At 46.4% G+C, this 20,744-nt stretch carries 25 protein-coding genes and 1 other annotated feature; of the genes, 1 reads left to right on the top strand and 24 read right to left on the bottom strand.

All coding sequences use genetic code 11. From position 1 onward, the window contains the following. Positions 1-106: 106 nt before the first annotated feature. The 18 genes from AC6RGY_RS13730 to AC6RGY_RS13815 all read right to left on the bottom strand — a co-directional run bounded on the left by AC6RGY_RS13730 (position 107) and on the right by AC6RGY_RS13815 (position 16,347). Positions 107-337: an anti-sigma-F factor Fin gene (locus AC6RGY_RS13730; protein WP_499863836.1), complete on the bottom strand. Its 231-nt coding sequence runs from the start codon at positions 335-337 to the stop codon at positions 107-109. A 79-nt stretch (positions 338-416) separates the two neighbouring features. Next, positions 417-1,007 (bottom strand): aminoacyl-tRNA hydrolase, encoded by a 591-nt coding sequence (pth, locus tag AC6RGY_RS13735; protein WP_499863838.1) that lies wholly within the window; start codon positions 1,005-1,007, stop codon positions 417-419. An 81-nt stretch (positions 1,008-1,088) separates the two neighbouring features. Further along, positions 1,089-1,709: a 50S ribosomal protein L25 gene (locus AC6RGY_RS13740; RefSeq protein ID WP_499863840.1), complete on the bottom strand. Its 621-nt coding sequence runs from the start codon at positions 1,707-1,709 to the stop codon at positions 1,089-1,091. A gap of 162 nt (positions 1,710-1,871) precedes the next feature. Next, positions 1,872-2,822, bottom strand: a complete 951-nt coding sequence (locus AC6RGY_RS13745) for a ribose-phosphate diphosphokinase (RefSeq protein ID WP_499863842.1) — start codon at positions 2,820-2,822, stop codon at positions 1,872-1,874. A gap of 29 nt (positions 2,823-2,851) precedes the next feature. Beyond that, complete coding sequence (gene glmU, locus AC6RGY_RS13750) at positions 2,852-4,225, bottom strand: bifunctional UDP-N-acetylglucosamine diphosphorylase/glucosamine-1-phosphate N-acetyltransferase GlmU (RefSeq protein WP_499863911.1); 1,374 nt, start codon at positions 4,223-4,225, stop codon at positions 2,852-2,854. Positions 4,226-4,353: 128 nt separating this feature from the next. Then, on the bottom strand, positions 4,354-4,659 hold the full coding sequence (spoVG, locus tag AC6RGY_RS13755; RefSeq protein WP_499863844.1) for a septation regulator SpoVG: 306 nt from the start codon (positions 4,657-4,659) through the stop codon (positions 4,354-4,356). A gap of 99 nt (positions 4,660-4,758) precedes the next feature. Further along, positions 4,759-5,139, bottom strand: coding sequence for a RidA family protein (locus tag AC6RGY_RS13760; RefSeq protein WP_499863913.1), 381 nt, complete (start codon positions 5,137-5,139; stop codon positions 4,759-4,761). Further along, positions 5,136-5,972 (bottom strand): pur operon repressor, encoded by an 837-nt coding sequence (gene purR / locus AC6RGY_RS13765; RefSeq protein ID WP_499863915.1) that lies wholly within the window; start codon positions 5,970-5,972, stop codon positions 5,136-5,138. Before purR ends, AC6RGY_RS13760 begins: the two co-directional genes overlap by 4 nt. 39 nt (positions 5,973-6,011) lie before the next feature. Continuing rightward, entirely contained in the window at positions 6,012-6,890 is an 879-nt protein-coding gene (gene ispE / locus AC6RGY_RS13770; protein ID WP_499863846.1) for a 4-(cytidine 5'-diphospho)-2-C-methyl-D-erythritol kinase, read from the bottom strand. 158 nt (positions 6,891-7,048) lie between these two features. Then, on the bottom strand, positions 7,049-7,207 hold the full coding sequence (locus tag AC6RGY_RS13775) for a small, acid-soluble spore protein, alpha/beta type (protein ID WP_499863917.1): 159 nt from the start codon (positions 7,205-7,207) through the stop codon (positions 7,049-7,051). A gap of 95 nt (positions 7,208-7,302) precedes the next feature. Continuing rightward, positions 7,303-7,584, bottom strand: coding sequence for a biofilm formation stimulator Veg (gene veg, locus AC6RGY_RS13780; protein ID WP_258840683.1), 282 nt, complete (start codon positions 7,582-7,584; stop codon positions 7,303-7,305). 141 nt (positions 7,585-7,725) lie between these two features. Next, complete coding sequence (locus AC6RGY_RS13785) at positions 7,726-8,202, bottom strand: ribonuclease H-like YkuK family protein (protein ID WP_499863848.1); 477 nt, start codon at positions 8,200-8,202, stop codon at positions 7,726-7,728. 154 nt (positions 8,203-8,356) lie between these two features. Then, positions 8,357-9,232, bottom strand: coding sequence for a 16S rRNA (adenine(1518)-N(6)/adenine(1519)-N(6))-dimethyltransferase RsmA (gene rsmA, locus AC6RGY_RS13790; RefSeq protein WP_499863850.1), 876 nt, complete (start codon positions 9,230-9,232; stop codon positions 8,357-8,359). A 2-nt stretch (positions 9,233-9,234) separates the two neighbouring features. Then, positions 9,235-9,795, bottom strand: coding sequence for a ribonuclease M5 (rnmV, locus tag AC6RGY_RS13795; protein WP_499863851.1), 561 nt, complete (start codon positions 9,793-9,795; stop codon positions 9,235-9,237). A gap of 31 nt (positions 9,796-9,826) precedes the next feature. Continuing rightward, a complete protein-coding gene (locus AC6RGY_RS13800; RefSeq protein ID WP_499863852.1) occupies positions 9,827-10,591 on the bottom strand; it encodes a TatD family hydrolase in 765 nt (254 codons plus the stop codon). 337 nt (positions 10,592-10,928) lie between these two features. Further along, on the bottom strand, positions 10,929-12,944 hold the full coding sequence (gene metG / locus AC6RGY_RS13805) for a methionine--tRNA ligase (protein WP_499863853.1): 2,016 nt from the start codon (positions 12,942-12,944) through the stop codon (positions 10,929-10,931). 38 nt (positions 12,945-12,982) lie between these two features. Then, positions 12,983-13,231: a binding site (T-box leader), on the bottom strand. 233 nt (positions 13,232-13,464) lie between these two features. Further along, the gene (locus AC6RGY_RS13810) at positions 13,465-15,303 is read right to left on the bottom strand and encodes an ATP-binding protein (RefSeq protein ID WP_499863855.1); all 1,839 of its coding nucleotides are present in this window, start codon (positions 15,301-15,303) and stop codon (positions 13,465-13,467) included. An 84-nt stretch (positions 15,304-15,387) separates the two neighbouring features. After that, positions 15,388-16,347 carry a DNA double-strand break repair nuclease NurA gene (locus AC6RGY_RS13815; protein ID WP_499863857.1) on the bottom strand — a complete coding sequence of 320 codons (960 nt, stop codon included), beginning with the start codon at positions 16,345-16,347 and terminating at the stop codon, positions 15,388-15,390. A gap of 228 nt (positions 16,348-16,575) precedes the next feature. Between AC6RGY_RS13815 and AC6RGY_RS13820 the strand changes: the two genes are divergently transcribed. Next, on the top strand, positions 16,576-16,851 hold the full coding sequence (locus AC6RGY_RS13820) for an AbrB/MazE/SpoVT family DNA-binding domain-containing protein (RefSeq protein WP_499863859.1): 276 nt from the start codon (positions 16,576-16,578) through the stop codon (positions 16,849-16,851). A 110-nt stretch (positions 16,852-16,961) separates the two neighbouring features. Here the strand turns inward: AC6RGY_RS13820 and rsmI are convergent, their stop codons facing one another. From rsmI to darA, 6 genes are all read right to left on the bottom strand, one after another. Continuing rightward, the gene (rsmI, locus tag AC6RGY_RS13825) at positions 16,962-17,870 is read right to left on the bottom strand and encodes a 16S rRNA (cytidine(1402)-2'-O)-methyltransferase (RefSeq protein WP_499863919.1); all 909 of its coding nucleotides are present in this window, start codon (positions 17,868-17,870) and stop codon (positions 16,962-16,964) included. Next, on the bottom strand, positions 17,864-18,142 hold the full coding sequence (locus AC6RGY_RS13830) for a GIY-YIG nuclease family protein (RefSeq protein WP_499863861.1): 279 nt from the start codon (positions 18,140-18,142) through the stop codon (positions 17,864-17,866). Before AC6RGY_RS13830 ends, rsmI begins: the two co-directional genes overlap by 7 nt. Before the next feature lie 36 nt (positions 18,143-18,178). Then, on the bottom strand, positions 18,179-18,514 hold the full coding sequence (gene yabA / locus AC6RGY_RS13835; RefSeq protein ID WP_499863863.1) for a DNA replication initiation control protein YabA: 336 nt from the start codon (positions 18,512-18,514) through the stop codon (positions 18,179-18,181). Positions 18,515-18,583: 69 nt separating this feature from the next. Then, on the bottom strand, positions 18,584-19,381 hold the full coding sequence (locus AC6RGY_RS13840; protein WP_499863866.1) for a PSP1 domain-containing protein: 798 nt from the start codon (positions 19,379-19,381) through the stop codon (positions 18,584-18,586). Then, complete coding sequence (locus tag AC6RGY_RS13845) at positions 19,341-20,366, bottom strand: DNA polymerase III delta subunit-related protein (RefSeq protein WP_499863868.1); 1,026 nt, start codon at positions 20,364-20,366, stop codon at positions 19,341-19,343. The genes AC6RGY_RS13840 and AC6RGY_RS13845 overlap by 41 nt, the downstream gene beginning before the upstream one ends. Positions 20,367-20,406: 40 nt before the next feature. Next, entirely contained in the window at positions 20,407-20,736 is a 330-nt protein-coding gene (gene darA, locus AC6RGY_RS13850) for a cyclic di-AMP receptor DarA (protein WP_499863870.1), read from the bottom strand. Between the last annotated feature and the right edge of the window lie 8 nt (positions 20,737-20,744).

Raw genomic sequence — 20,744 nt, forward strand, 5'->3', positions numbered from 1 at the left:
GAAAGAAGCCTTAGCTGAACACGGCCATGGCTTATCCATTCTGCGAGCTTTAAGAACCCTTTTAACCGCTAAGGCGATAAGAACTCATGCAAATATCCACCTTCCATTATTGAAGGGGGTTCGGCAAGAGAGATAATTCCGGGTGAAGTTCCAATATTTCTTGGCATGATTCACACACCACACGAACCTCTGTGTGGCCCGAAAGATCATAGGTAATTATATCTCTGTGCTGATCTGGGGTCAACTGATGAACCCCAAAGCGGGCTTCATCCCACTCTTCGTCATGTATCTGCCCCAACGGACTCTTACAATAGCGGCACACGTAGTTAATAGTCATCTTTATGCCTCCAGCTACGGTATTATTCTCTCCTAGTATCGGCAGGTGAAGGGGATGACATACGTGCGTGTGATGATCCTTATGATTCCTGTGAGCCCTTATTGACGACTTGTTTATTATACTGATTCATCGCAATCAAAAAAGAATCCTTTATCCATGTTTCGACAGCATCCGCCGCAATCGAGGTGGTTTCATCCATAATCACTTGCTCTTCTTTGGAGAAGGGGGTCAAAACATATTGTGAAATCGGAACCGGCTTTTCGGGGCGACCAATCCCCACTTTCAATCGCTTAAATTGATCGGTCCCTAGATGTTGGATAATGGATTTCATGCCATTATGACCTCCTGCACTTCCCTTTAAACGCAACCGCAGGGAACCCGGAGGAAGATCGAGATCATCATAGATCACCAGAATATCTTCCACATCCAATTTAAGCCAGTCAATGGCCGCACGAACCGATTCTCCAGAGAGGTTCATATAGGTCATCGGCATCATCAGCACGGACTTCTCATTGGCAATGCGCCCTTCTCCCTTCATGGCTTTCCATTTGGACTGGGAAGCGGAGATCGACCAGCGACGGCTCAGCTCTTCTATCACCCAAAAGCCAATATTGTGACGCGTCAGATCGTAACGTGGTCCGGGATTGCCTAATCCGATTATTAGTTTCATTCTTCGTTCTCCTCACATTTAATTGGCGCAACCGGTACCGGTTGCGCCAACGGTTTATTTCCTTATTCATCTATAAAAAGCTTACGCCTCTTCTACTTCTTCCGCTTGCTCTTCGTTCGCCTCGTCTGTCCCATCATCATTAGAATCAACGGGTTGCGATGTAGTAATGATCGCAATCATTTCCTCTGCATCCGTTAAGATTTCGACAGCACGGGGGGCTTCTAAATCTTTGACCAATAGCGAATCTCCTACGTGTAACGTAGAGGAATCAATGGATAGCGAATCTGGAATGTCATCTGGAAGACACCGCACGGCAATCGTGCGCAGAGGTTGTTCCAAAATGCCACCTTCATCTTTTTCCCCTATGGACTCTCCGGTAACCTCCACCGGAATGTCCACTTCCAATGGTTCATTCATGGAGATCGCTTCAAAATCGACATGTAAGAGTTTCCCCTTCACTTGGTCGCGTTGCAACTCACGAATCATCACATTGTAAGGTTTTTGCCCCAACTTTAGATGGACAACAGACGACAGACCTTCCGAATGCAGATGGCGCGTCATCTCTCCTTCATCCACATGCAAAAGCTGATTCGCCGTACCTTCTCCATATAAGACAGCAGGGACTCTCCCACTATTGCGTAAGTGCGTGAGGATAGACTTAGGCTTCTGCTCACGCTTTTCAGCCATTATCTTCGTTGTCATAAATAATCTCTCCTTCGTTAGGGTTATTAGCCTACCAACAATATACCCTTTATGTCGAGAGATAAAACGAAGCGAGAGGAGAGATTTTTTGCACTTACTTGTGAGAAAGAAGTACAGGCAGGCCTCATCCATCCTCACCTACGACTTCTCTCTCACTCCATTCTAGTCAAACAACTTACTGACAGACATCTCTTCATGAACACGGATAATCGCTTCACCCATCAAGGAAGCCATCGATAAAATACGAAGCTTGTCTAGTTTCTTCTCTTCTGGAAGAGGAATCGTGTTGGTAACGACCATCTCTTCAATCGCCGCATTTTGAATGCGCTCCATGGCTGGACCGGAGAAAACAGGGTGCGTACAACAAGCATAGACAGCTTCTGCTCCCTGTTCCTTCAGGGCTGCCGCTGCCAATGCGATGGTACCAGCCGTATCGATAATATCATCGATAATGATGGCGGTCTTCCCTTTCACTTTCCCTACAATATTCATCACTTCTGCTACATTAGGCTCCGGTCGACGTTTATCGATAATCGCGATGGGAGACTCCAGTCGCTCGGCTAATTTGCGTGCTCGAATGACCCCTCCATGATCAGGTGAAACAACGACCACATCTTTTAAGTTTTTCTCATAGAAGTAGTCACCCAAAATCGGAACCCCCAGCAAATGATCCACTGGAATATCGAAGAAGCCTTGAATTTGTGTCGCGTGCAAATCCATCGTAATAATACGATCAGCGCCCGCTTTTTCTATCAAGTTCGCTACCAACTTGGAGGTGATCGGATCCCGCGCACGCGTCTTCCGATCCTGACGTGCATACCCATAGTACGGGATGACGACATTAATCGTACGCGCGGACGCTCGTTTCAAGGCATCCACCATCACCAACAATTCCATCAGATTGTCATTGACCGGATAGCAGGTAGGTTGCACGACATAAACATCTGAACCACGTACACTCTCGTCTAATCGAACGGTGATTTCCCCATCACTAAAACGCCCCACATGTGCTTTCCCTAGTGGAATTCCAATATGATCGGCAATTTCCTGTGCTAATTGAGGATTGGCATTCCCAGTAAATAGTTGCAATCTCGATTGGCGCAATTTTTTCATCGACCTTATGCCCTCCATCGGCTCATACTTTATAGTTTTTCTTTCATTCGCTTGGCATATTGAGGCTTGGTTGTTTGTCGTTGACGAGCAATGGCAAATCCATCTTCCGGTACAGTTTGGTTAATCGTTGAGCCGGCGGCAACATAAGCGCCTTCTCCCACATGAAGCGGTGCAATCAGGTTAGTATTACAACCGATAAAGGCTTCATCCTCAATCACTGTCCGTTGCTTTTTCCTGCCATCGTAATTCACCGTAATCGTCCCACAACCAATATTTACTTTCTTACCGACATCTGCATCCCCTATGTAAGCATGGTGAGGAACTTTGCTCCCGCTCCCAATGTTGGCATTCTTAATATCGACAAAACTTCCCACTTTCGTCTTTTGCTCAAGGTTGGACCCCGGACGAACATAAGCAAATGGGCCTACTTTCGCTTCTTGTCCCACTCGACTTTCCATGAGCACCGAGTAAGAGATCGACGCTCCATCTTCAATGGTCACCCCAGTGAGATCGGCTTGCGGACCAATGGTACAGCCTTTTCCGATCTTTGTCTCTCTGCGCACATGAGTCCCCGGGTAAATAACTGTGTCCATCCCAATCGTGACGCCAGCTTCAATATAAGTATTCTCTGGATCAATAATGGTCACACCAGCAGTCATATGTTGCTCTAGAATACGGCGGCGCATAATTTTTTCGGCTTCTGCTAGCTGGATGCGATGATTGACTCCATGAGCTTCATCTACATCTTCCATACGTGTTGCTTCCACCTTCTGACCACCACTTTTCAATATGGTAATCACATCAGGTAGGTAATATTCGCCTTGCACGTTTTCATTTCTCACTTGACTCAAGGAAGAGAGTAGCTTTTCAGTATCAAAGCAGTATGTTCCCGTATTTACTTCTTTCACTGCCCGTTCCTCTTCATTCGCATCTTTTTGCTCCACAACGTGCTCCACGGTTCCATCCGCTCCCCGAATCACTCGGCCATAACCCGTTGGGTCGGGAAGAAGCGCTGTCAAGATGGTCGCTGCCGCACCGGACTGACGATGGTGCTGAATCAGATTAGCCAGTGTCTCCGCGCGAAACAAGGGATGATCACCATGCATCACCAGTGTCATCCCCTGCTTTCCTTCTAATAGTTCTTTTGCTTGCAATACAGCATGTGCGGTACCAAGCTGTTCTTCTTGCTTCGCAAACAGGGCACGATCCTGCAAATGCTCCTCTAATGCTTCCGACTGATATCCGGTCACCAGAATCGGCTTCTTAATTCCCAATTCCACCAATGAATCGATAATATAATCGACAATCGGCTTTCCGCAAACTGGATGTAACACCTTATGTTTTTCTGACTTCATTCGCGTGCCTTGACCCGCTGCCAATACGACAGCTTGTAATTGATCCATCATCGGATAACACCCCCGCTACTCTCCATTAAAACTCCAATCAAACTATATCTTAAAAAGGGCCATAATTCAACTGAGACAGACACGGAAAAAAGCTTCCCTGTGGGAAGCTTCCAGTTCATATGTATTTAGGCATCCAATGGCAACTGACGTTCAAACACCTGTCTACCTGTATGGCTTTCATCCGTTTTTAGGTACGCTCCTAAAACAGCCTCTTCGATCTTCTCTCTCGTATTCGGAGAGATCGGGTGTGCGATGTCTCGAAATTCTCCCGTCGGTGTTTTTTTGCTGGGCATAGCAACAAACAAACCACTGTTTCCATAGATGACACGAATATCATGGATAACAAATTCGTGATCAATCGTAATCGATGCAATTGCACGCATTCTACCTGCTTGATTGACCCGCCGCAGTCGAACTTCCGTTATTTCCAACCTGGTCCACCACCCATTCCCAAATGTAGTTCACCATTCTTATTCCACATGGGTGTGGTAAAATCCTGCAAGTTTATTCCACGCTTTCTTCCTTTTTGGTTAAGCGTGCTTAATAACAGCGATTGCTTCCATTTCAATATGAACATCCTTCGGCAATTTTGCTACTTGTACACAAGAGCGAGCCGGTTGGTGTTTCGCAAAATATTGGGCATAGATTTCATTTACCGTAGCGAAGTCATCCATATCTGTTAGAAAGATGGTTACCTTTACCACATGCTCCAGATTAGACTGAGCGGCTTCCAATACGGCACGTAGATTTTTTAATACTTGATGGGTCTGTTCGGCGATATCTTCCCCTACCTTCTCCCCATCTGCGGTTAAGGGAATCTGACCCGATGTAAAAACAAAATTAGATAAGGTAATCCCTTGCGAATAAGGCCCAATCGCTTGCGGTGCATTCTCCGTTTGAACAGCCTTTATGTCATCCATCCCCCTTCTAAGGTTAAAATGCTTCCGGTAGAAACCGCAACATGACTCATTCTTTCATCAATCTCGGTCACGGACATTAAGGAGGCAACATCACCTACCAGTCGCTCCGTTGCAACCGATTCCACCATCACTCCCGCTCCAACCACTTCCGCGCGAAACTCTTTCATTAAGTCGAAGAGACCCCGAAAAGTGCCCCCTGCTTTCATAAAATCATCAATCAGGAGGACGCGTGCACCTTCTGCTAAACTGCGCCGTGAAAGGGAAAGTGTACGAATATCCTTACGTGATCCTGAAATGGTGTTGATCGTCACCACCGAGCCTTCCGTCACCCGGTGCCCCTTACGAACCACAACCACGGGGATTCCCAAATGAGAAGCTGCTGCATGGGCAAGTGGAATCCCTTTGGTCTCTACCGTAACCACAGCGTCTATCTGATGATCGGCAAATACGGTTGCCCAAATCCAGCCTAACTGAGAGAGCGTGGCTGGTTCACCCAATAAATCAGACAAATATAAATAGCCTCCAGGCAATATACGCGCTGGATCGGCTAACCTTACGCACATCTCTTGAATCCATGCTGTTGCTTGTTCTCGCTTAATCCTTGGGATGAAGCGTACGCCCCCTGTCGCTCCCGCTACTGTCTGCAACTCCCCTATCCCCTCCGAACGCAACGTCTCTTGAATAATCGCTACATCCTCACTAATAGAAGATTTTGCAGCCTCATAGTTGTTTGCAAATTCTCCTAAAGGAATAAGGGAATGCGGACGCTGCGTTAAACGCACGGTCATATCGACCAACCTTGCACTCCGCTTCCACTTCATAATTGCTTGACCTCCGAAACCGAATAAGATGAGAAAAATATATCATTTTGTTCGGTTTTGATCAAGCTGTCCCAGCATTCTCACCATATAAACATGACGACAGAATCCTCTAAGACCGTTCACAATCCGACGGGCTCTCGCTTCCTGACGAACGAGTCCAAATACAGTCGGACCACTACCCGACATCAAGACACCCTCTGCTCCAAATGCTTTCATCTTTTCTTTAATAAAACGAACTTTTGGGTACGCATTCAGAGTCACGTCTTCCAAGACGTTTCCCAAACTCGCACAGATTCCTTCAAAATCTTGGCTTTCCAGCGCACGAAGCATGTCTTCCGTTCGTGGGCGCTCAGTAGGCTGGACCTGCTCAAACTTTTGGAAAACTTCTGCGGTAGACACTCCGTGCTCGGGTTTGGCCAAAACAACCCAGCAGGAAGGTGGTGGCTGAATGGGTGTCAGTTGTTCTCCACGCCCATGTACCAACGCTGTAGAAGAATGTACACAGTATGGGACATCTGAGCCTATCTCTGCTCCTAAGGTAGTCAATTCATCTAAGGTAAGACCCAAGTCCCACAGCTGATTTAAGCCAATTAAAGTGGCCGCTGCATCACTACTTCCGCCAGCAAGTCCTGCGGCGACTGGGATATTTTTATGAATCGTAATAAATACGCCCTGCTTAATCTCATAATTTTCCTTTAAGAGAGCCGCTGCACGGTAGGCTAGGTTACGTTCATCCTGGGGAACAAACCCAGACGTACTACGTAATCGAACAGAGGGTTGAGATGTGGTTACTAAATCAATACGATCTGCTAAATCAATTGATGTCATGATCATTTCTAATTCATGATAACCATCATCCCGCTTATGTAACACATCTAACGTAAGGTTTATCTTAGCTGGTGCTTTAACCGAAATCTCCATGTCTTCAACCCCCCCATCCGTCTTCTTTCTCCAATCTTTTGGCTGTCGCTAACTCTTCCATTGTATCACGTTCCTTATATAATTAAAAACGTAAAGAAGGGCTCAAGAGAGAACGTGTATGCCCCTCTTGAGCCACAGCCCCGTAGTTCATTTATCCCTTATGATCGTGGATTTTGCAATCGTTCCTCAGCTAGTTGGATAGCGCGCTTAACCATATTACCAGCGTCGCGTGATTTGATTCCTCCCCAGCCTTCTTTTTGGACGACATCATAAAATCCCAATTCTTTGGCTATTTCTTCCTTCAAGGCCTCGGACATGATCCCTCTTCGTGCCAAAGAATCCGCCTCCTTTTGTTCTACGGGGCTTTTCTAGTATGTGTTAGATCAAAAAAAAGAACACAATCTGTGTTCTTTTATTGAGTCGTTTTTATATATTTGACCGGAAGCCTTTCTTCTGCTTGCAGAACGGTTAACTCAACGGATTCCGTTAAGATGTCTGCATAGCTGTAAGATACACGCTCAAAAGCGTGTTGAGCTTCATCTAGTTTAACGATAAACACAGATGGATAGGTCTCTTCTAAAATCCCTGTCCGTTCAATGGTCTTTCTACGACCACTATTTGCTTTCAGGTGGATCTTCTTGCCGATGTAATGATCCAAGGTATGTTTGATCTCGGATAGCGCATTCTTGCCCATTGATCGACCACCTCACTCATCTCGAAACTATTGTATCATGTAGGTAGTCATTTGTCAAACAAACAAAGATTATAACAAGGGGACAAAGATCTTGTCAACGGTTTTGGAGAATTTGTCGAGGAAACCACCTTTTGTTTTTCTTTACGATTTAGTGAAACGATCAGCAACCGCGCTGGCCGCATACGCTTCCGGTTTAATTTTCGCTGTATATCCTACGGCTGTCACCCAGCCCACAACATCTTGGATCAACTTTCTTGTCGGCCCACGTTGCCCCACATCCAAATGAATTTCTACCGGCCAATCCATCGACAGCTGAAGCAATCCTTTTTCTTTCAATTGCTCTAAGCAGTCCAAGCTTAGCTCTGTCTCACGATAGATTCGATAGCGTAGGTCTCGCACCGGTTGATTGCGAAAGCGCCTGTAATAGAAAGAAGCTCCCTTCCCCACTCGATGAATGATAATCGCTGTCACAAAGGTCGTCTCTTGCTGGTTGGTTTGTGAGTCCGTTCCAATAACGACCTTGTATTCCGATGCTTGATCTCCCTCAAGATACGCACGAATATCTTCGACCAACTCGCCCAATCCCATTTTCCCCTTACGGGGATGCGTAAACTCCATGTGCTTCCCTCCATTGGTCAGTCACGACGCTTAGCTTACTGTTGATTATCAGGGGGCCTCAACGGTCTATCGTTTAGTGTGGGGGCCAAAGCAACCTCCCACATCCATTCGCGATCAAGCACCAAAATTCCTTCGACAAAAAACGAAAATCTTCTTATTGAATAGACGGAAGAAGTGTCTCTGTCAAGCGTGCATACTCTGCTATCGAACAGGTTTCCCCTCGCCTGGTGGGGTCAATTCCTGCTTGTATGAGGGCCTCCTTCACCTCTTCTTTCTGCAAAGGTTGAGGCAAGGAAGTGGATAAGCTATTAAGTAACGTCTTCCTTCTTTTAGCAAAAGCAGCTCGTACGACTTGAAAAAAGAAAGATTCGTCTACCACTTCTACTGGCGGATTTTGTCGAACTGTTAACTTGATCACAGCGGAATCCACATCCGGACGCGGTACAAATACATGATTGGGTACTTTCGTCACCCAGCTTGGATCTGCATAATATTGTACTGCGATGGACAACATACCATAATCTTTCCCACCTGGAGTCGCCATTATGCGCTCAGCCACTTCTTTCTGAATCATAATGACAATACTCTCGAGCGGTAATCGCTCCTCCAACAACCGCATGATTAGCGGAGAAGTGATGTAGTAGGGAAGGTTGGCGACTGCACAGTAGCGTGACGCTTGTGGCATGTTCGCACTCAATGCCTCCTGGAGATCGATCTTTAAAGCATCTCCTTCCACAATGGAGATGGTGGGTCGTTCTTGAAAAAGTTCTTGCAATACTGGAATCAAGCGTCCATCCGTCTCGATCGCTGTCACCCAACCGGCTTCCTCAGCAATCCGCTCGGTTAACGCACCGATCCCAGGACCAATTTCTAGTACTCCGGTTTCACGATCCAGCATGGCGGCCTGCACGATCTTGTCCAGTACCCAACCTTCGGTAATAAAGTTTTGCCCTAAGCTTTTTTTCAAGCGAAGATCATGTTCTTTCAGAAGTTGGCGCGTTCGTCTTGCTACCGCTTTTTCTTCCATCATATTCAACCTTTCCTCACTTGATGTAAAGCCTGATCCAACTCAGCTTTCTGAATGCCAAACACATGCAGACGACGAAAGAATTGTTTGGCGTTCCCATAACCAATTCCTAATAACCGTCCCACTTCTTCGCGAATATACTGTGCTCTCTTTCCTCCGACCATGCCGTAATCGACATATTCATCCCACTGAACATCACAGGTGAGAGCCTCTTTATCTAATGGAGTACGAACATCTTCTAAGGCTTTCTGGATGGCCGCTTTTGATGCATGCTCCACGCCAATTTTTCCTTTTCCCTTTGCCTCTCCTCTTGCCAAAAAAGCATGTTTGGCATCAGGAACATGTTGTGACAAAATCCGACGAATTCGCTCTCCTGCTCCATCGGGATCAGTAAATAGGATGACCCCTCGCAGTTCTTGTGCTTTTTTCACCAAGTTGATTACTTCTTCCCCGATCGCTGAGCCACCTGTCTCCAATGTATCTGCATCCACCGCTTGTTCAATTGCAATTCGGTCGTGCAGTCCCTCAACCACGATCACTTCTTTAATCTTTTCATTCACTTCCATTTGCTGTCCTCACTTTGCTGTCTTAGATCTCTCACAGGCGAAAGAGACGAGAGGCATTCTCATAAGTCACTTGCGCTAGCTCTTCTAGACTTTGTCCACGAATATCTGCGATAGATTCCGCTACAAGCCTTACATAACTACTTTCGTTCCGCTTTCCACGATTGGGATGGGGTGCGAGATAAGGGCAGTCGGTTTCGATCAAGAGCCGGTCGAGCGGCACCATAGCGGCAATCTCTTTCGGCATCTTGGCATTTTTAAAGGTAACAGGTCCACCCAAGCCAATGTAAAAATTCATGTCTAGACACTCTTGGGCAATCGCCTGATCTCCACCAAAGCAGTGCATGACGCCTCCTACTTCTTCCGCTTTCTCCTCGCGCAAGATACGTACGACATCTTCATGAGCATCGCGATCATGAATGATGATCGGCAAGTTGACTTTCCTCGCCAAACGTATTTGCTTGCGGAACAATTCCATTTGTACTTCTCGTGGAGCGGTATCCCAGTAGTAGTCTAGCCCCATTTCGCCTAATGCTACCACTTTAGGGTGTTCGGTTAAGGAAGCGATCCAATCCAGGTCCTCCTCTGTGCAATCAGCAGCATCTACCGGATGCCAGCCAACTGCCGCATAAATAAAATCATATCGTTCGATGAGTTCCAAGGTAGCCTGTATGGTTTCACGGTTAAATCCAACGTTGATGATACGGGTGACGCCTTCCTGCTGTGCCCGCTTGATCACTTCTTCGCGGTCTTCGTCAAATTTGGCGTCGTTTAGGTGGGCGTGGCTATCAAATAACACGGCCGCTTCCTCCTCCTTCGCAAATTCTGCTATAGGTTTCTTCGATTGAAGCATTCAATTATCAATAGGAAGCCAGAACCCATCATTGGGGGTGGCTTCTCACCTTCCTTGTTTGAGCACTACCATAGTTTTAGCGTTCTCTCGTAACGCGGTGGATGGTCAAGGGAATTCCCTCTCTTGACGATTGCATGAGCTTTGGCAAGGTCATTCGAAGAAACATCCTGCGCCCATCTTCCAACCATTCTACGGGTGAGCTTTCACCCTTTATGGGATGGTGAGTGGTTCTACCTAACGATAGAACCATTCACCAGTAGGATATCCCTTGAAGGGGCTCTCACTACTTCACTCGGGTTCCATTAGGAATTTCCTGAGGAACGGTGGCTAGTCTGAGGGTCCCTCCCTCTTTGGCCGCTAGGACCATGCCTTCGGAGCGGACTCCACGCAGTTTGACGGGTTTTAAGTTAGTGACGACGATCACTTTTTCCCCTGTCAATGCTTCTGGCTGGTAGTGCTCAGCGATACCAGAAACGACTTGGCGCTCTTCAGTACCCAGGTTGAGTTTTAAGAGAAGCAGGCGATCAGCGCCTTTGACAGGGCTGGCTTCGATGATTTCTGCCACTTTCAATTCCACTTTGGCAAACTCATCAATGGTGATCAGGCCTTCGTTCGCATGATCTGTAGAGGAAGCGAACTGGCTTTTCTCTTTCTTTCCTGTTCCTTTTTCTTTCTCAGCAGAAGCAGCCGTTTCTGTCGCTTTCTTTTGTCCCATTCCTTCAGCAATCCACTTGCTCTCTTCCTCCACATCAAGGCGAGGAAAGATGGGTTTACCTTTTTTCGTAACCGTTCCAGCCTCTAATGTCCCATAGGTGTGCAAGCTCTCCCATGAGGTGATGTGGGGTAAATCTGTTATTCCTAGCTGTTCCCACATCTTTTGTGGAGTCCGTGTCAGGAACGGTTGGATCAGTCCGCTCACGATGCGTAGATTCTCGAGCAGCTGATACAAGACAGAGCCAAGCACATCCTTCTTGCTCTCATCTTTAGCCAATACCCAAGGCATGGTTTTTTCAATATAGCGATTGGTTCCTCGTACCAATTCCCAGATCGAGGTTAAGGCGATGGAGAATTTCATTTCCTCCAGCGCGGTTTCCACCTTTTCCACGGTTGTACGGGCCAGTTGTTCTAGCTCATCATCATGCTCCGTCGCCTGTGAAAGGAAGGTAGGTACAACCCCATCGTTATATTTTTGCACCATGGTTAAGCTTCGATGCAATAAATTACCAAGATCATTCGCTAGATCCGCATTGACCCGCTCGACAAATGCTTCCGGAGTGAAGACACCATCATAACCGAAGGGAATTTCTCGTAGTAGATAATACCGCAGAGCATCCAAGCCAAAGTGGTCAATGAGTGGCACGGGATCAACGACATTCCCTTTCGATTTCGACATTTTCCCGCCTTTCAGTTGCAAAAAGCCATGAGCAAATACTTTCTTCGGTAGTGGAAGATCTAGTGCGATCAGCATGATTGGCCAATAAATGGTGTGGAAACGTACAATCTCTTTCCCTACCAAGTGTACATTAGCAGGCCAATACTTCTCGTATTTCTGCTGGTTCTCAGGAACGTCTGAAAGATATCCAATGGCTGAAATATAGTTGGTCAATGCATCAATCCACACATACATGACATGCTTCGGGTCCCCAGGGACGGGAATTCCCCACTCAAATGTGGTACGAGAGATACAGAGATCTTCCAATCCTGGCTCGAGAAAGTTGCGAATCATCTCGTTCTTTCTTGACTCTGGTTGGATAAAATCTGGATGTTGTTCATAGTGGGCAAGTAGTTGATCCACATACTTGTTCATCCGGAAAAAGTAGCTTTGTTCACGTACTTTCTCTACTGGACGACCACAATCAGGGCAGTTTCCATCTTTTAATTGCCTTTCTGTCCAAAACGATTCGCAAGGCGTACAATACATACCCTCATAATCACTTAAGTAGATATCTCCTTGATCCAACAAGCGTTGAAAGATCTTTTGTACAACCACTTGGTGGCGATCTTCCGTGGTACGAATAAAGTCGTCATAGGAGATTTCAAGCTTTTCCCACAGTGCCTTTACTCCTGTCACGATCTCATCAACAAATTGTTGTGGTTTTTTCCCTTGTTCACGTGCACTTCGCTCGATCTTTTGCCCATGTTCATCCGTACCCGTTAAGTACATCACGTCAAACCCTCTGAGGCGTTTGTACCGTGCCATCACATCTCCAGCTACCGTTGTATACGCGTGTCCAATATGCAGGTTATCATTCGGATAATAAATGGGTGTTGTAATATAAAAACTTGGTTTTCCACTCATGTTTTTCTCTCCTTTCAAACATCAAAAAAACCCCTTGCCTATGGGGCGAGAGGTTAGACTCGCGGTACCACCCAATTTCGACGCTTTGCGAAAAGCGTCCTCCACCAGTGTCCACACTGACCCTGTAACGTTGGGCTACGTCCATCCCTATTCACCCAGATCGTTCGGCTTTAAGGAAGGAATCTCAAGGGCCATCTTCACACGTTCATCCTATACCGGCTTTCACCTTACCCGGCTCTCTGAAAATAGGAAGATCTCGTGCTACTCATCCCCGTCTTCGATCAAACGTGATTATTTCCCGGGAAACCTGCTGCAGAAAATAAACCTTCATTCTCTATTATAACCAATGATCAGAAGGATTAACAAGGGCGAGAAGACATCCTAAGATGGCTTCGCGTGAGCCCTTCCATTTTTAAAGTCAGTATTGCCCCATCCATACGATAAGTGTGATTTCCCAATCAGGTGGAGCCACATCCCCACCTGATTCGGTGTTTTAAGTCCATATGAGGGCGAGTTTGATTTATTTCTGATCATAACGAGTGGCTAGAGGAGAGGCGATTTTACTGATCTTCCCACGATCCGCTAGTCTCTCTAGCTCTTCTTTCAGCCTCGCCACATCCCACGATAGTCCACATTCGCGATTAATATATTGCGCTGCTCCCATTAAATCCGTATCAAAAATAGGGAGCTTCTTCTCTATCGCTACGAAAACCTGCTCATTCTCTTTTTGTTTCAGGGCAAAGAGTTCATCAAAGGGATTGCTCTGGTGAGGGCTTTCAGAATAGGCGGCACGAATCCGAATAAACAGCGTCCGTCCGAAGATAGCAGAGGAAACAAACGCATCACCAGAGCGTAAGTAAGGCAACCGCTTTCCTTCTTCTGGTGTTAAGTCTGTCTCTTCGCGCAGGGTGGCAATATCCGTCCCACGTACCGTGCGGAAAACAAATTTGGTATTGAGCTGAGCGGTAATGGTCTCGTCGAGCAGGGTGGGGCGTTGCGTCGCTAGTACGAGGAAGACACCATACTTTCTCCCTTCCTGAGCAATCTCTTTCATGATGGACTTGGCTGGTGAATCGATTCCTTTCGGTGCAAAATTGTGCGCTTCATCCGTCACTATCAGAAACGGTGGAAAGAACGTTCCTTCTTCTCCATTCATACGGGCATCTTGATATTCCCTTCGCTTGCGATAAAGCGTTCCCATCACATAAGTAGAAAAAACTTGAATAATCCAAGTGGAGCCTTGCACAACGACCAATTTCCCTTGTGCCAATGCTTGCTCGATTCGTTGAATATCTTGCTGGAAGAGCCCTGCTTTCTCCAGTCGCTTAAGACGCCATAGAACTCCTTTCACCGAAGCAGCAGGCAAGCTGTTATATCGATTAAAAAGCTCAGTCAGCTCTTTGACCCGTTCCACTTCTGAAGGGGTCACATCATCTGCTTTTAGCCTCTTACCAAGCCCCTGCTTCCCTTCTTCTAACGCCTGGGCCACATTTTGCACCCGGTCGTGAAAAGAGTGAAAGGAATCTCGTCGGCGATGCAAGGTTTGCGCCACATTTACCATTGATTCCGTCAGATGTCCCCCTGCAGCACCCAACAAGTCCGTCACATCTCGTGTCGATAATGCGGAGAAATCGATCCCCACTTGCTTTCCCACTTCAACCGCTGTCCACTTATCCGCAAATTCTGGTGCGATCTCTGCTAGCGATTGACTTAATTGCGCAAAGGACATCTCAAAATGAGGATCAAATACCAACGTGGGTATCGTGAGCTTCATCAATTCTTCCAGCATCACCCGAAGTCCAAAAGATTTCCCCGATCCGGACCCTCCGAAGATCCCAATATGGGGATACTGCTGCATTGCGCGAATGTCCAGTAGGAATGGAACCCCCCGTTGCTTCTGAATCACTCCATCCTCCAATAAATGAACTTGATCAGTTAATGACGGATCGAGTGAAGACGCAAGCGGTCCTGTACTCTGGATTTCACCCATCACTGCCCCTGCTTCTGGTTGCACTTTCACCAACAAATGGCGCACTTCATCAAAATGAGGGGCACGCACACTAGAACCCGTCTTAACCGGATGGGATGCTTCTACAAACAAACGCAACTTGGCCATATTGATTTCATCCGAGCCGATGTCATATCCAATCTGCTCTAAGGACTGCACGACCTGCGCATCCACCATCGAACGATCCAATCCCATGGGGATAAAGCGGTTATAGGCGAGGGTCTCTACTACTTCGCCTTGTGGATTGCCTAGCATTTCATCCTGTAAGACCAAAATCTCATTGATGCGAAACTTGCGATCCCGAGATACCACATATACCTCTTGCTGTGTCGTAACCCCTACTACCTGCATGTCCGCTCCTCCTCTTGTCCGCAAATATTCATCCCGAACACTCTTGCTTTCTCTATTTCGATAGCCATTTAAACGCTATTTCCACTATATCACTCTCTCCGATCGCTTTGGTAAAAACAAACGATGGCTCAGTGCGGGATCGATAAACTGCTCTACCATTCCATGCAATAGTTCATTGGTCACCCGCACTTCTCGATCGACAATGTCTAGCCACAAAGGAATTCCTCTTCCCTGATCGGGGGTCAAGGTATAGATCAGATGAATGAGTGCCATTTTTTCTGCCGCTTGTTCATGTAGACCGTCAATACCGATCGGCTGTGGACTTGTCGAAGGTCGAAAGGCCACTTTCCACATCTCCTCTCCCACTGTGGAAAAGTAGGTACTTTCAAATCCCTCGCCCGCCTCCAACTTTCCAAACAAAAACTCACGATCGGAGCGAGCCGTTTGCCCCGGATACAAGGCTTGCGCTACTCCACGTGTTCCAATCTCCTCTGATACTCCTACCAACAGGGTTCCGTATGTTAAGGCTGTTGTTTTTAAGGAGTCCCACTGTTGATGATCGTCTATCTGATAGTGAAGGAGCGACCCATCCATCATGATCACTTTGGGCTGATAGGAGCGTATCACACTCTCCGCTACCTGCATCTCTAATCCAGACAACAACTTGCCACGGTGCTTGGCTTCACGTGCAAGCAACCCCTCTTGTTCCTCCTCTTCTTCTGTTGACAGCAAGGGCGTATACACATCTGCCTTCCATTCCTCTTCCCCGCGTGTTCCTTTGGCCAATGCTTGAAATAAGGAGAGAGTATGCGGGTGCGGGCCTGTGGTAGAGTTAACAGATCCATCCACACCAAAAAGAGATGACGAGCCCAACCAATCTTTGAGCTGATCCTCTTTCCACTTCACTCCCGAAAAAAAGGAACCGATTTTGGCTAACTCTTCTCGGACTTCCGTCCCGTCATTCTTCGTATCATCATATATTTGTCGCAACTCTCGATTCACTTCACGTAACTTCTCTTTAAGATCCTCTGAAACAGACAGCATATTCTTTCCCCCTTTATCTATTATTCTCCCGAAGTAAAATATGTTTACAGACCTAACATCGATAACTTAGGATAAAATTTACTAGAAAAGTTGCCACTAGACATATTGACGATTATGGTAAACGCTGGTATGATTGATTTAACGCTGTTCCTGTCGAATTTTGACGGAGAAAATGGCGTATCGAGACCAAAATAAAAAGACAGAAAAAACCGAGAGGAGAATGGCAACATGTTAAAATCAACCGGTATTGTACGTAAAGTGGACGAGCTCGGACGCGTGGTGATTCCAATCGAATTGCGTCGTACGCTCGGAATTGGGGAAAAAGACGCATTGGAAATCTACGTTGATGGTGAAAGAATTGTACTGAAAAAATATGAACCAGCATGCATTTTCTCAGGAGAAGTCGATGAAACCATCCGTTACAAAAATAAAGTTGTCAGCAAACAAGCAGTTGAAGAAATGTACAACCTTGTTAACAGTGAAGAGGGCGTTAGCAACAGCTAACTTTTTATATACTCAAGCTAGTAAGAATAAATACATCACTCCAACCATTCGGCTGGACCTTTCTTTTCTTGTAAGCGCACCCTTCTTGTTAGGGTGCGCTTCGTGTTTACTCAGTCTAGAGGATTCGCTTCTTCCTCTTTTCCCAAGTGATAAGCTTGATATACCTCACGCTTGGCCAGATCTCTCTCTTTGGCTACTAATTTAATTGCTTCTTTGCTCGTCTTTCCGCGGCGCATAAACCAATCCACGTGTTCCGAAAGGGTTAGTTGCCTCCACCATGCAGATGGGACTTTCTCTTCTTCCGTCTGTTGCTCTGCCAGCTTCCCATCAATTACCACCGTATATTCTCCTCGCGTACCATGCTCGGACAACCAATCCACACATTGAGATACACTACCGCGTAACCATTCTTCATGCTTTTTCGTCAGTTCCCTCGCCACAGCTACCTGTCGGTCGCCCAACACTTCCAGTACATCTGATAACAAAGATTTTACACGGTGAGGAGATTCATATACGACCAATGTCACCCCTAGCGATTGCCATCTCTTCAATTGCGCTTGCCGCTCTTGTGGTTTGCGTGCTAAAAAACCGAGAAACAGAAAAGGTTGAGGTGCAATACCTGATCCCACCAAGGCTGCTAGCGCAGCATTGGCTCCTGGAATGGGGATAACCGCTATTTCCTCTCGGGTAGCTGCCTGTACCAGTTCCATGCCTGGGTCCGATATGGCAGGCATGCCAGCATCACTCACTAAAGCAATGGACTCCCCCGACAAAAGACGCGATAAGAGCTCTGACTCACGCTCAACTCGATTATGTTCATGATAACTAATTAAAGGAGTCGTTATCCCACAGTGAGAAAGCAATTTCCGGGTATGACGCGTATCTTCTGCTGCAATTGCATCCACTTGTTCCAGTGTCTTGCGTGCACGCTCAGTTAGATCATCTAGATTCCCAATAGGTGTGCCCACGATGTATAAAATTCCATATTTATCTATGTTATTGGTTTGTCTCTTCATAATGGTGGCACCAATCCTTCTTGCTTCTCAATCATTCTCATCTTCTGCTTTCGCTGAAGGCGCTTAATCGCTCGCTCTCGCTTCAATGCTTCGGAACGGCAATATCCTTCTTCAACATAACAAATGGTAAGTGGCCTTCTTCCTCGTGTGTATTTTGCCCCTTTCCCCGTGCGATGCTCCTCCACTCGCTTAGGAAGGTCGTTGGTGATACCCGTGTAATACGTCCCATCGCCACATTGGAGTATATAAACGACATAATCTTCATCACACTTCACTTTTCCACCTCATGAGAAAAATAGCCGGTTACCCGGCTATTTGTTTAAGAATGCGAGACAGAAAAGACAATCCTCTTCCGCTCTCATGTTTCCATAATGAACATTGCAGATATGAAAACCTTCATTGTATAACTTCGCTAAGTTGTCATACCCTTCTCCTGTCTTTTCTTCATCTCTTTCATGTTCATCAAGGAGATCTCCCTCTTGATGTTCTTGCAACTGTTCACGGAGGTGCTGGTTCTCCATAAGCAAGCGCGTGTTCTCTTCGAGCAATTGTACAATTTGTTCTTTTAAACTGCCCAGTTGACTGTATAGTCCCCCAAGCTGATCCTCAATTTGGGTTACTTGCGTAAATAGCTTTTTCTTATCCACGCCCCCACCTCGATCGCCACCATATATAATAACGGATCCCTTGGACCCAGAAAAAACGAACACTCTTTTTTATACTTGCACCTCATCAGCTGAGTGCTCCACCGTCTGTCCAGATTCGGTTAGCTCCACTTGCACTCGTCGTTCCAATAAGTTGAGAACAACCACCTTCCCCTGACCATCGGGTGTCTTTACCTTCTCTCCTACATCAGGCAACTTTTTCTTTGCCTCTACATAAGCATCATTCTCAAATTTTAGGCAACACATCAATCGGCCACACAATCCAGAAATCTTGGTTGGATTAAGAGAGAGATTTTGATCTTTTGCCATCTTAATAGAGACTGGCTCAAAATCACCGAGAAAAGACGAACAACAGAGAACACGTCCACAGGGACCAATCCCCCCTAACATCTTCGCCTCATCACGCACCCCAATCTGTCTTAATTCAATCCTAGTCCGAAATATACTAGCCAAATCCCGCACCAATTGTCGAAAATCCACTCGTCCATCGGCAGTAAAGTAAAAGATGACTTTATTGCGATCAAAAGTATACTCCGCATCGACCAATTTCATTTCCAACTGATGCTCTTCTATTTTCTGTTTGCATATCGCCAATGCTTGAGCAGCCGCTTGGAGATTGCTCTCCATCTGCCGCTGATCTTCATCGTTTGCGACACGTATAATCTTACGTAAAGGCAATACAACCTCATCTTCTTGCAGGGTTTGCTTACCTAACACTACTTGTCCTAGTTCAATCCCGCGCACTGTTTCTACAATCACATGATCTCCTATAGAGATAAGGTACTCTCCGGGATCAAAATAGTAGATTTTACCTGCTTCGCGAAAGCGGACGCCTACGACTCCATACATCTGATGATCCCTCCTGCATAGCCAGCACCATATACTCCAGAATGGATTGGGATGGTACGGGTCCCATCAACTGCTGCCGGGCGAGCAGGATCTGTTCCATAGCTTGAGCCATTTTCGTCGGTGTCCAGTACTTAGCTTGACGCTTTCGATCTTCCTCCCATGGGCGAAAGACCACTTGCTCAAAACGTCCTAGCTGTTGATTGACAATATCCCTAAACCATAGGAACATGAAATCTAATAGCCATTCTATCTCTGTATTATCTGAACGGCCGGATAAAAGCTGTGTCGCCACTTCGACGATCGCTTCACTTTTCCCGGCAAAAACCTTCTCACTCCATTGTATCACCAGCTCAATTAAAAGATCAAACGATTCCATCTGGCCGCGGGCGATAGCCTCTTGTAGTGGACGATCTAGGTGAGCTAAAACCCAGCTTCTCTCGTCATCAATACCAGCCGAACGTAATTGCTGTGCTCTCACTTTTGGCTGAACAGGTGCGAAACGGACAGGCTGACAGCGCGAGTAAATGGTAGGGAGCATTTGATGAACGGAATCCGTCAGCAGGATAGAAACCATGGGCGAGAGTGGCTCCTCTAAAAACTTTAATAAGCTGTTGGCCGCTTGTAAGGTCATGGTCTCTGTCTGTTTAACCAATAAAATCCGCGTAAAATTTTCACTCGCTCGCCGGGAAAATTGCTGTTTTAACTGCCTAACTTGTCCTATTTTGATTGAGTTTCCTTCCGGTTCAAGGACGAATACGTCCGGATGATTGCCATGATTGATTCGTCTACAAGTACGACACAAATCACACGCATCCCCACTCTTCTCTTCACAATTAAGTGCCTTAGCAAAAATCCATGCAACTTCTTCCTTATTGGCACTCTCTGGCCCAAAAAAGCAGTAAGCATGTGAAATTCGCTCCATGGTGATGCCATATTGTAGCTGTTTCACCACCTGATCTTGACCCACAACGTCTTGAAAAGGCATGCTGATCCCACACTTCCCATACCATACTATTAAATAGAAATTAAAACTGGACAAACTTTTCAATGGGAAGGATAAATACCGTAGCACCTCCCAATTCCACTTCGATGGGAATAGGAACATACCCCTCAGCATTGGTGCCGAAAGAAGTGGCCGGAGACATCATTTGCTGACGAGCTTGACAGTTTTCCTCAATAATCCTCAGCACAGAATCTACCCCCTCCTCTTCGATACCGATCATAAAGGTCGTATTTCCTTCACGCAGAAACCCTCCGGAAGTAGCCAGTTTCGTCACACGGATGTTTTCTTTTACTAAAGACTTTAACAAGCGGTTACTATCTTTATCCTGTACAATCGCAATGATAAGTTTCACTTTTTCTC

The sequence above is a fragment of the Mechercharimyces mesophilus genome, from assembly GCF_059818345.1.

Coding starts and splice junctions, on each gene's coding strand:
- AC6RGY_RS13730 (WP_499863836.1), bottom strand. CDS start 337: ATGACTATTAACTACGTGTGCCGCTATTGTAAGAGTCCGTTGGGGCAG.
- pth (WP_499863838.1), bottom strand. CDS start 1,007: ATGAAACTAATAATCGGATTAGGCAATCCCGGACCACGTTACGATCTG.
- AC6RGY_RS13740 (WP_499863840.1), bottom strand. CDS start 1,709: ATGACAACGAAGATAATGGCTGAAAAGCGTGAGCAGAAGCCTAAGTCT.
- AC6RGY_RS13745 (WP_499863842.1), bottom strand. CDS start 2,822: ATGAAAAAATTGCGCCAATCGAGATTGCAACTATTTACTGGGAATGCC.
- glmU (WP_499863911.1), bottom strand. CDS start 4,225: ATGGATCAATTACAAGCTGTCGTATTGGCAGCGGGTCAAGGCACGCGA.
- ispE (WP_499863846.1), bottom strand. CDS start 6,890: ATGGAGATTTCGGTTAAAGCACCAGCTAAGATAAACCTTACGTTAGAT.
- AC6RGY_RS13775 (WP_499863917.1), bottom strand. CDS start 7,207: ATGTCCGAGGCCTTGAAGGAAGAAATAGCCAAAGAATTGGGATTTTAT.
- veg (WP_258840683.1), bottom strand. CDS start 7,584: ATGGGCAAGAATGCGCTATCCGAGATCAAACATACCTTGGATCATTAC.
- AC6RGY_RS13785 (WP_499863848.1), bottom strand. CDS start 8,202: ATGGAGTTTACGCATCCCCGTAAGGGGAAAATGGGATTGGGCGAGTTG.
- rsmA (WP_499863850.1), bottom strand. CDS start 9,232: ATGATGGAAGAAAAAGCGGTAGCAAGACGAACGCGCCAACTTCTGAAA.
- rnmV (WP_499863851.1), bottom strand. CDS start 9,795: ATGGAAGTGAATGAAAAGATTAAAGAAGTGATCGTGGTTGAGGGACTG.
- metG (WP_499863853.1), bottom strand. CDS start 12,944: ATGAGTGGAAAACCAAGTTTTTATATTACAACACCCATTTATTATCCG.
- AC6RGY_RS13810 (WP_499863855.1), bottom strand. CDS start 15,303: ATGCAGGTAGTAGGGGTTACGACACAGCAAGAGGTATATGTGGTATCT.
- AC6RGY_RS13815 (WP_499863857.1), bottom strand. CDS start 16,347: ATGCTGTCTGTTTCAGAGGATCTTAAAGAGAAGTTACGTGAAGTGAAT.
- AC6RGY_RS13820 (WP_499863859.1), top strand. CDS start 16,576: ATGTTAAAATCAACCGGTATTGTACGTAAAGTGGACGAGCTCGGACGC.
- AC6RGY_RS13840 (WP_499863866.1), bottom strand. CDS start 19,381: ATGTATGGAGTCGTAGGCGTCCGCTTTCGCGAAGCAGGTAAAATCTAC.
- AC6RGY_RS13845 (WP_499863868.1), bottom strand. CDS start 20,366: ATGCCTTTTCAAGACGTTGTGGGTCAAGATCAGGTGGTGAAACAGCTA.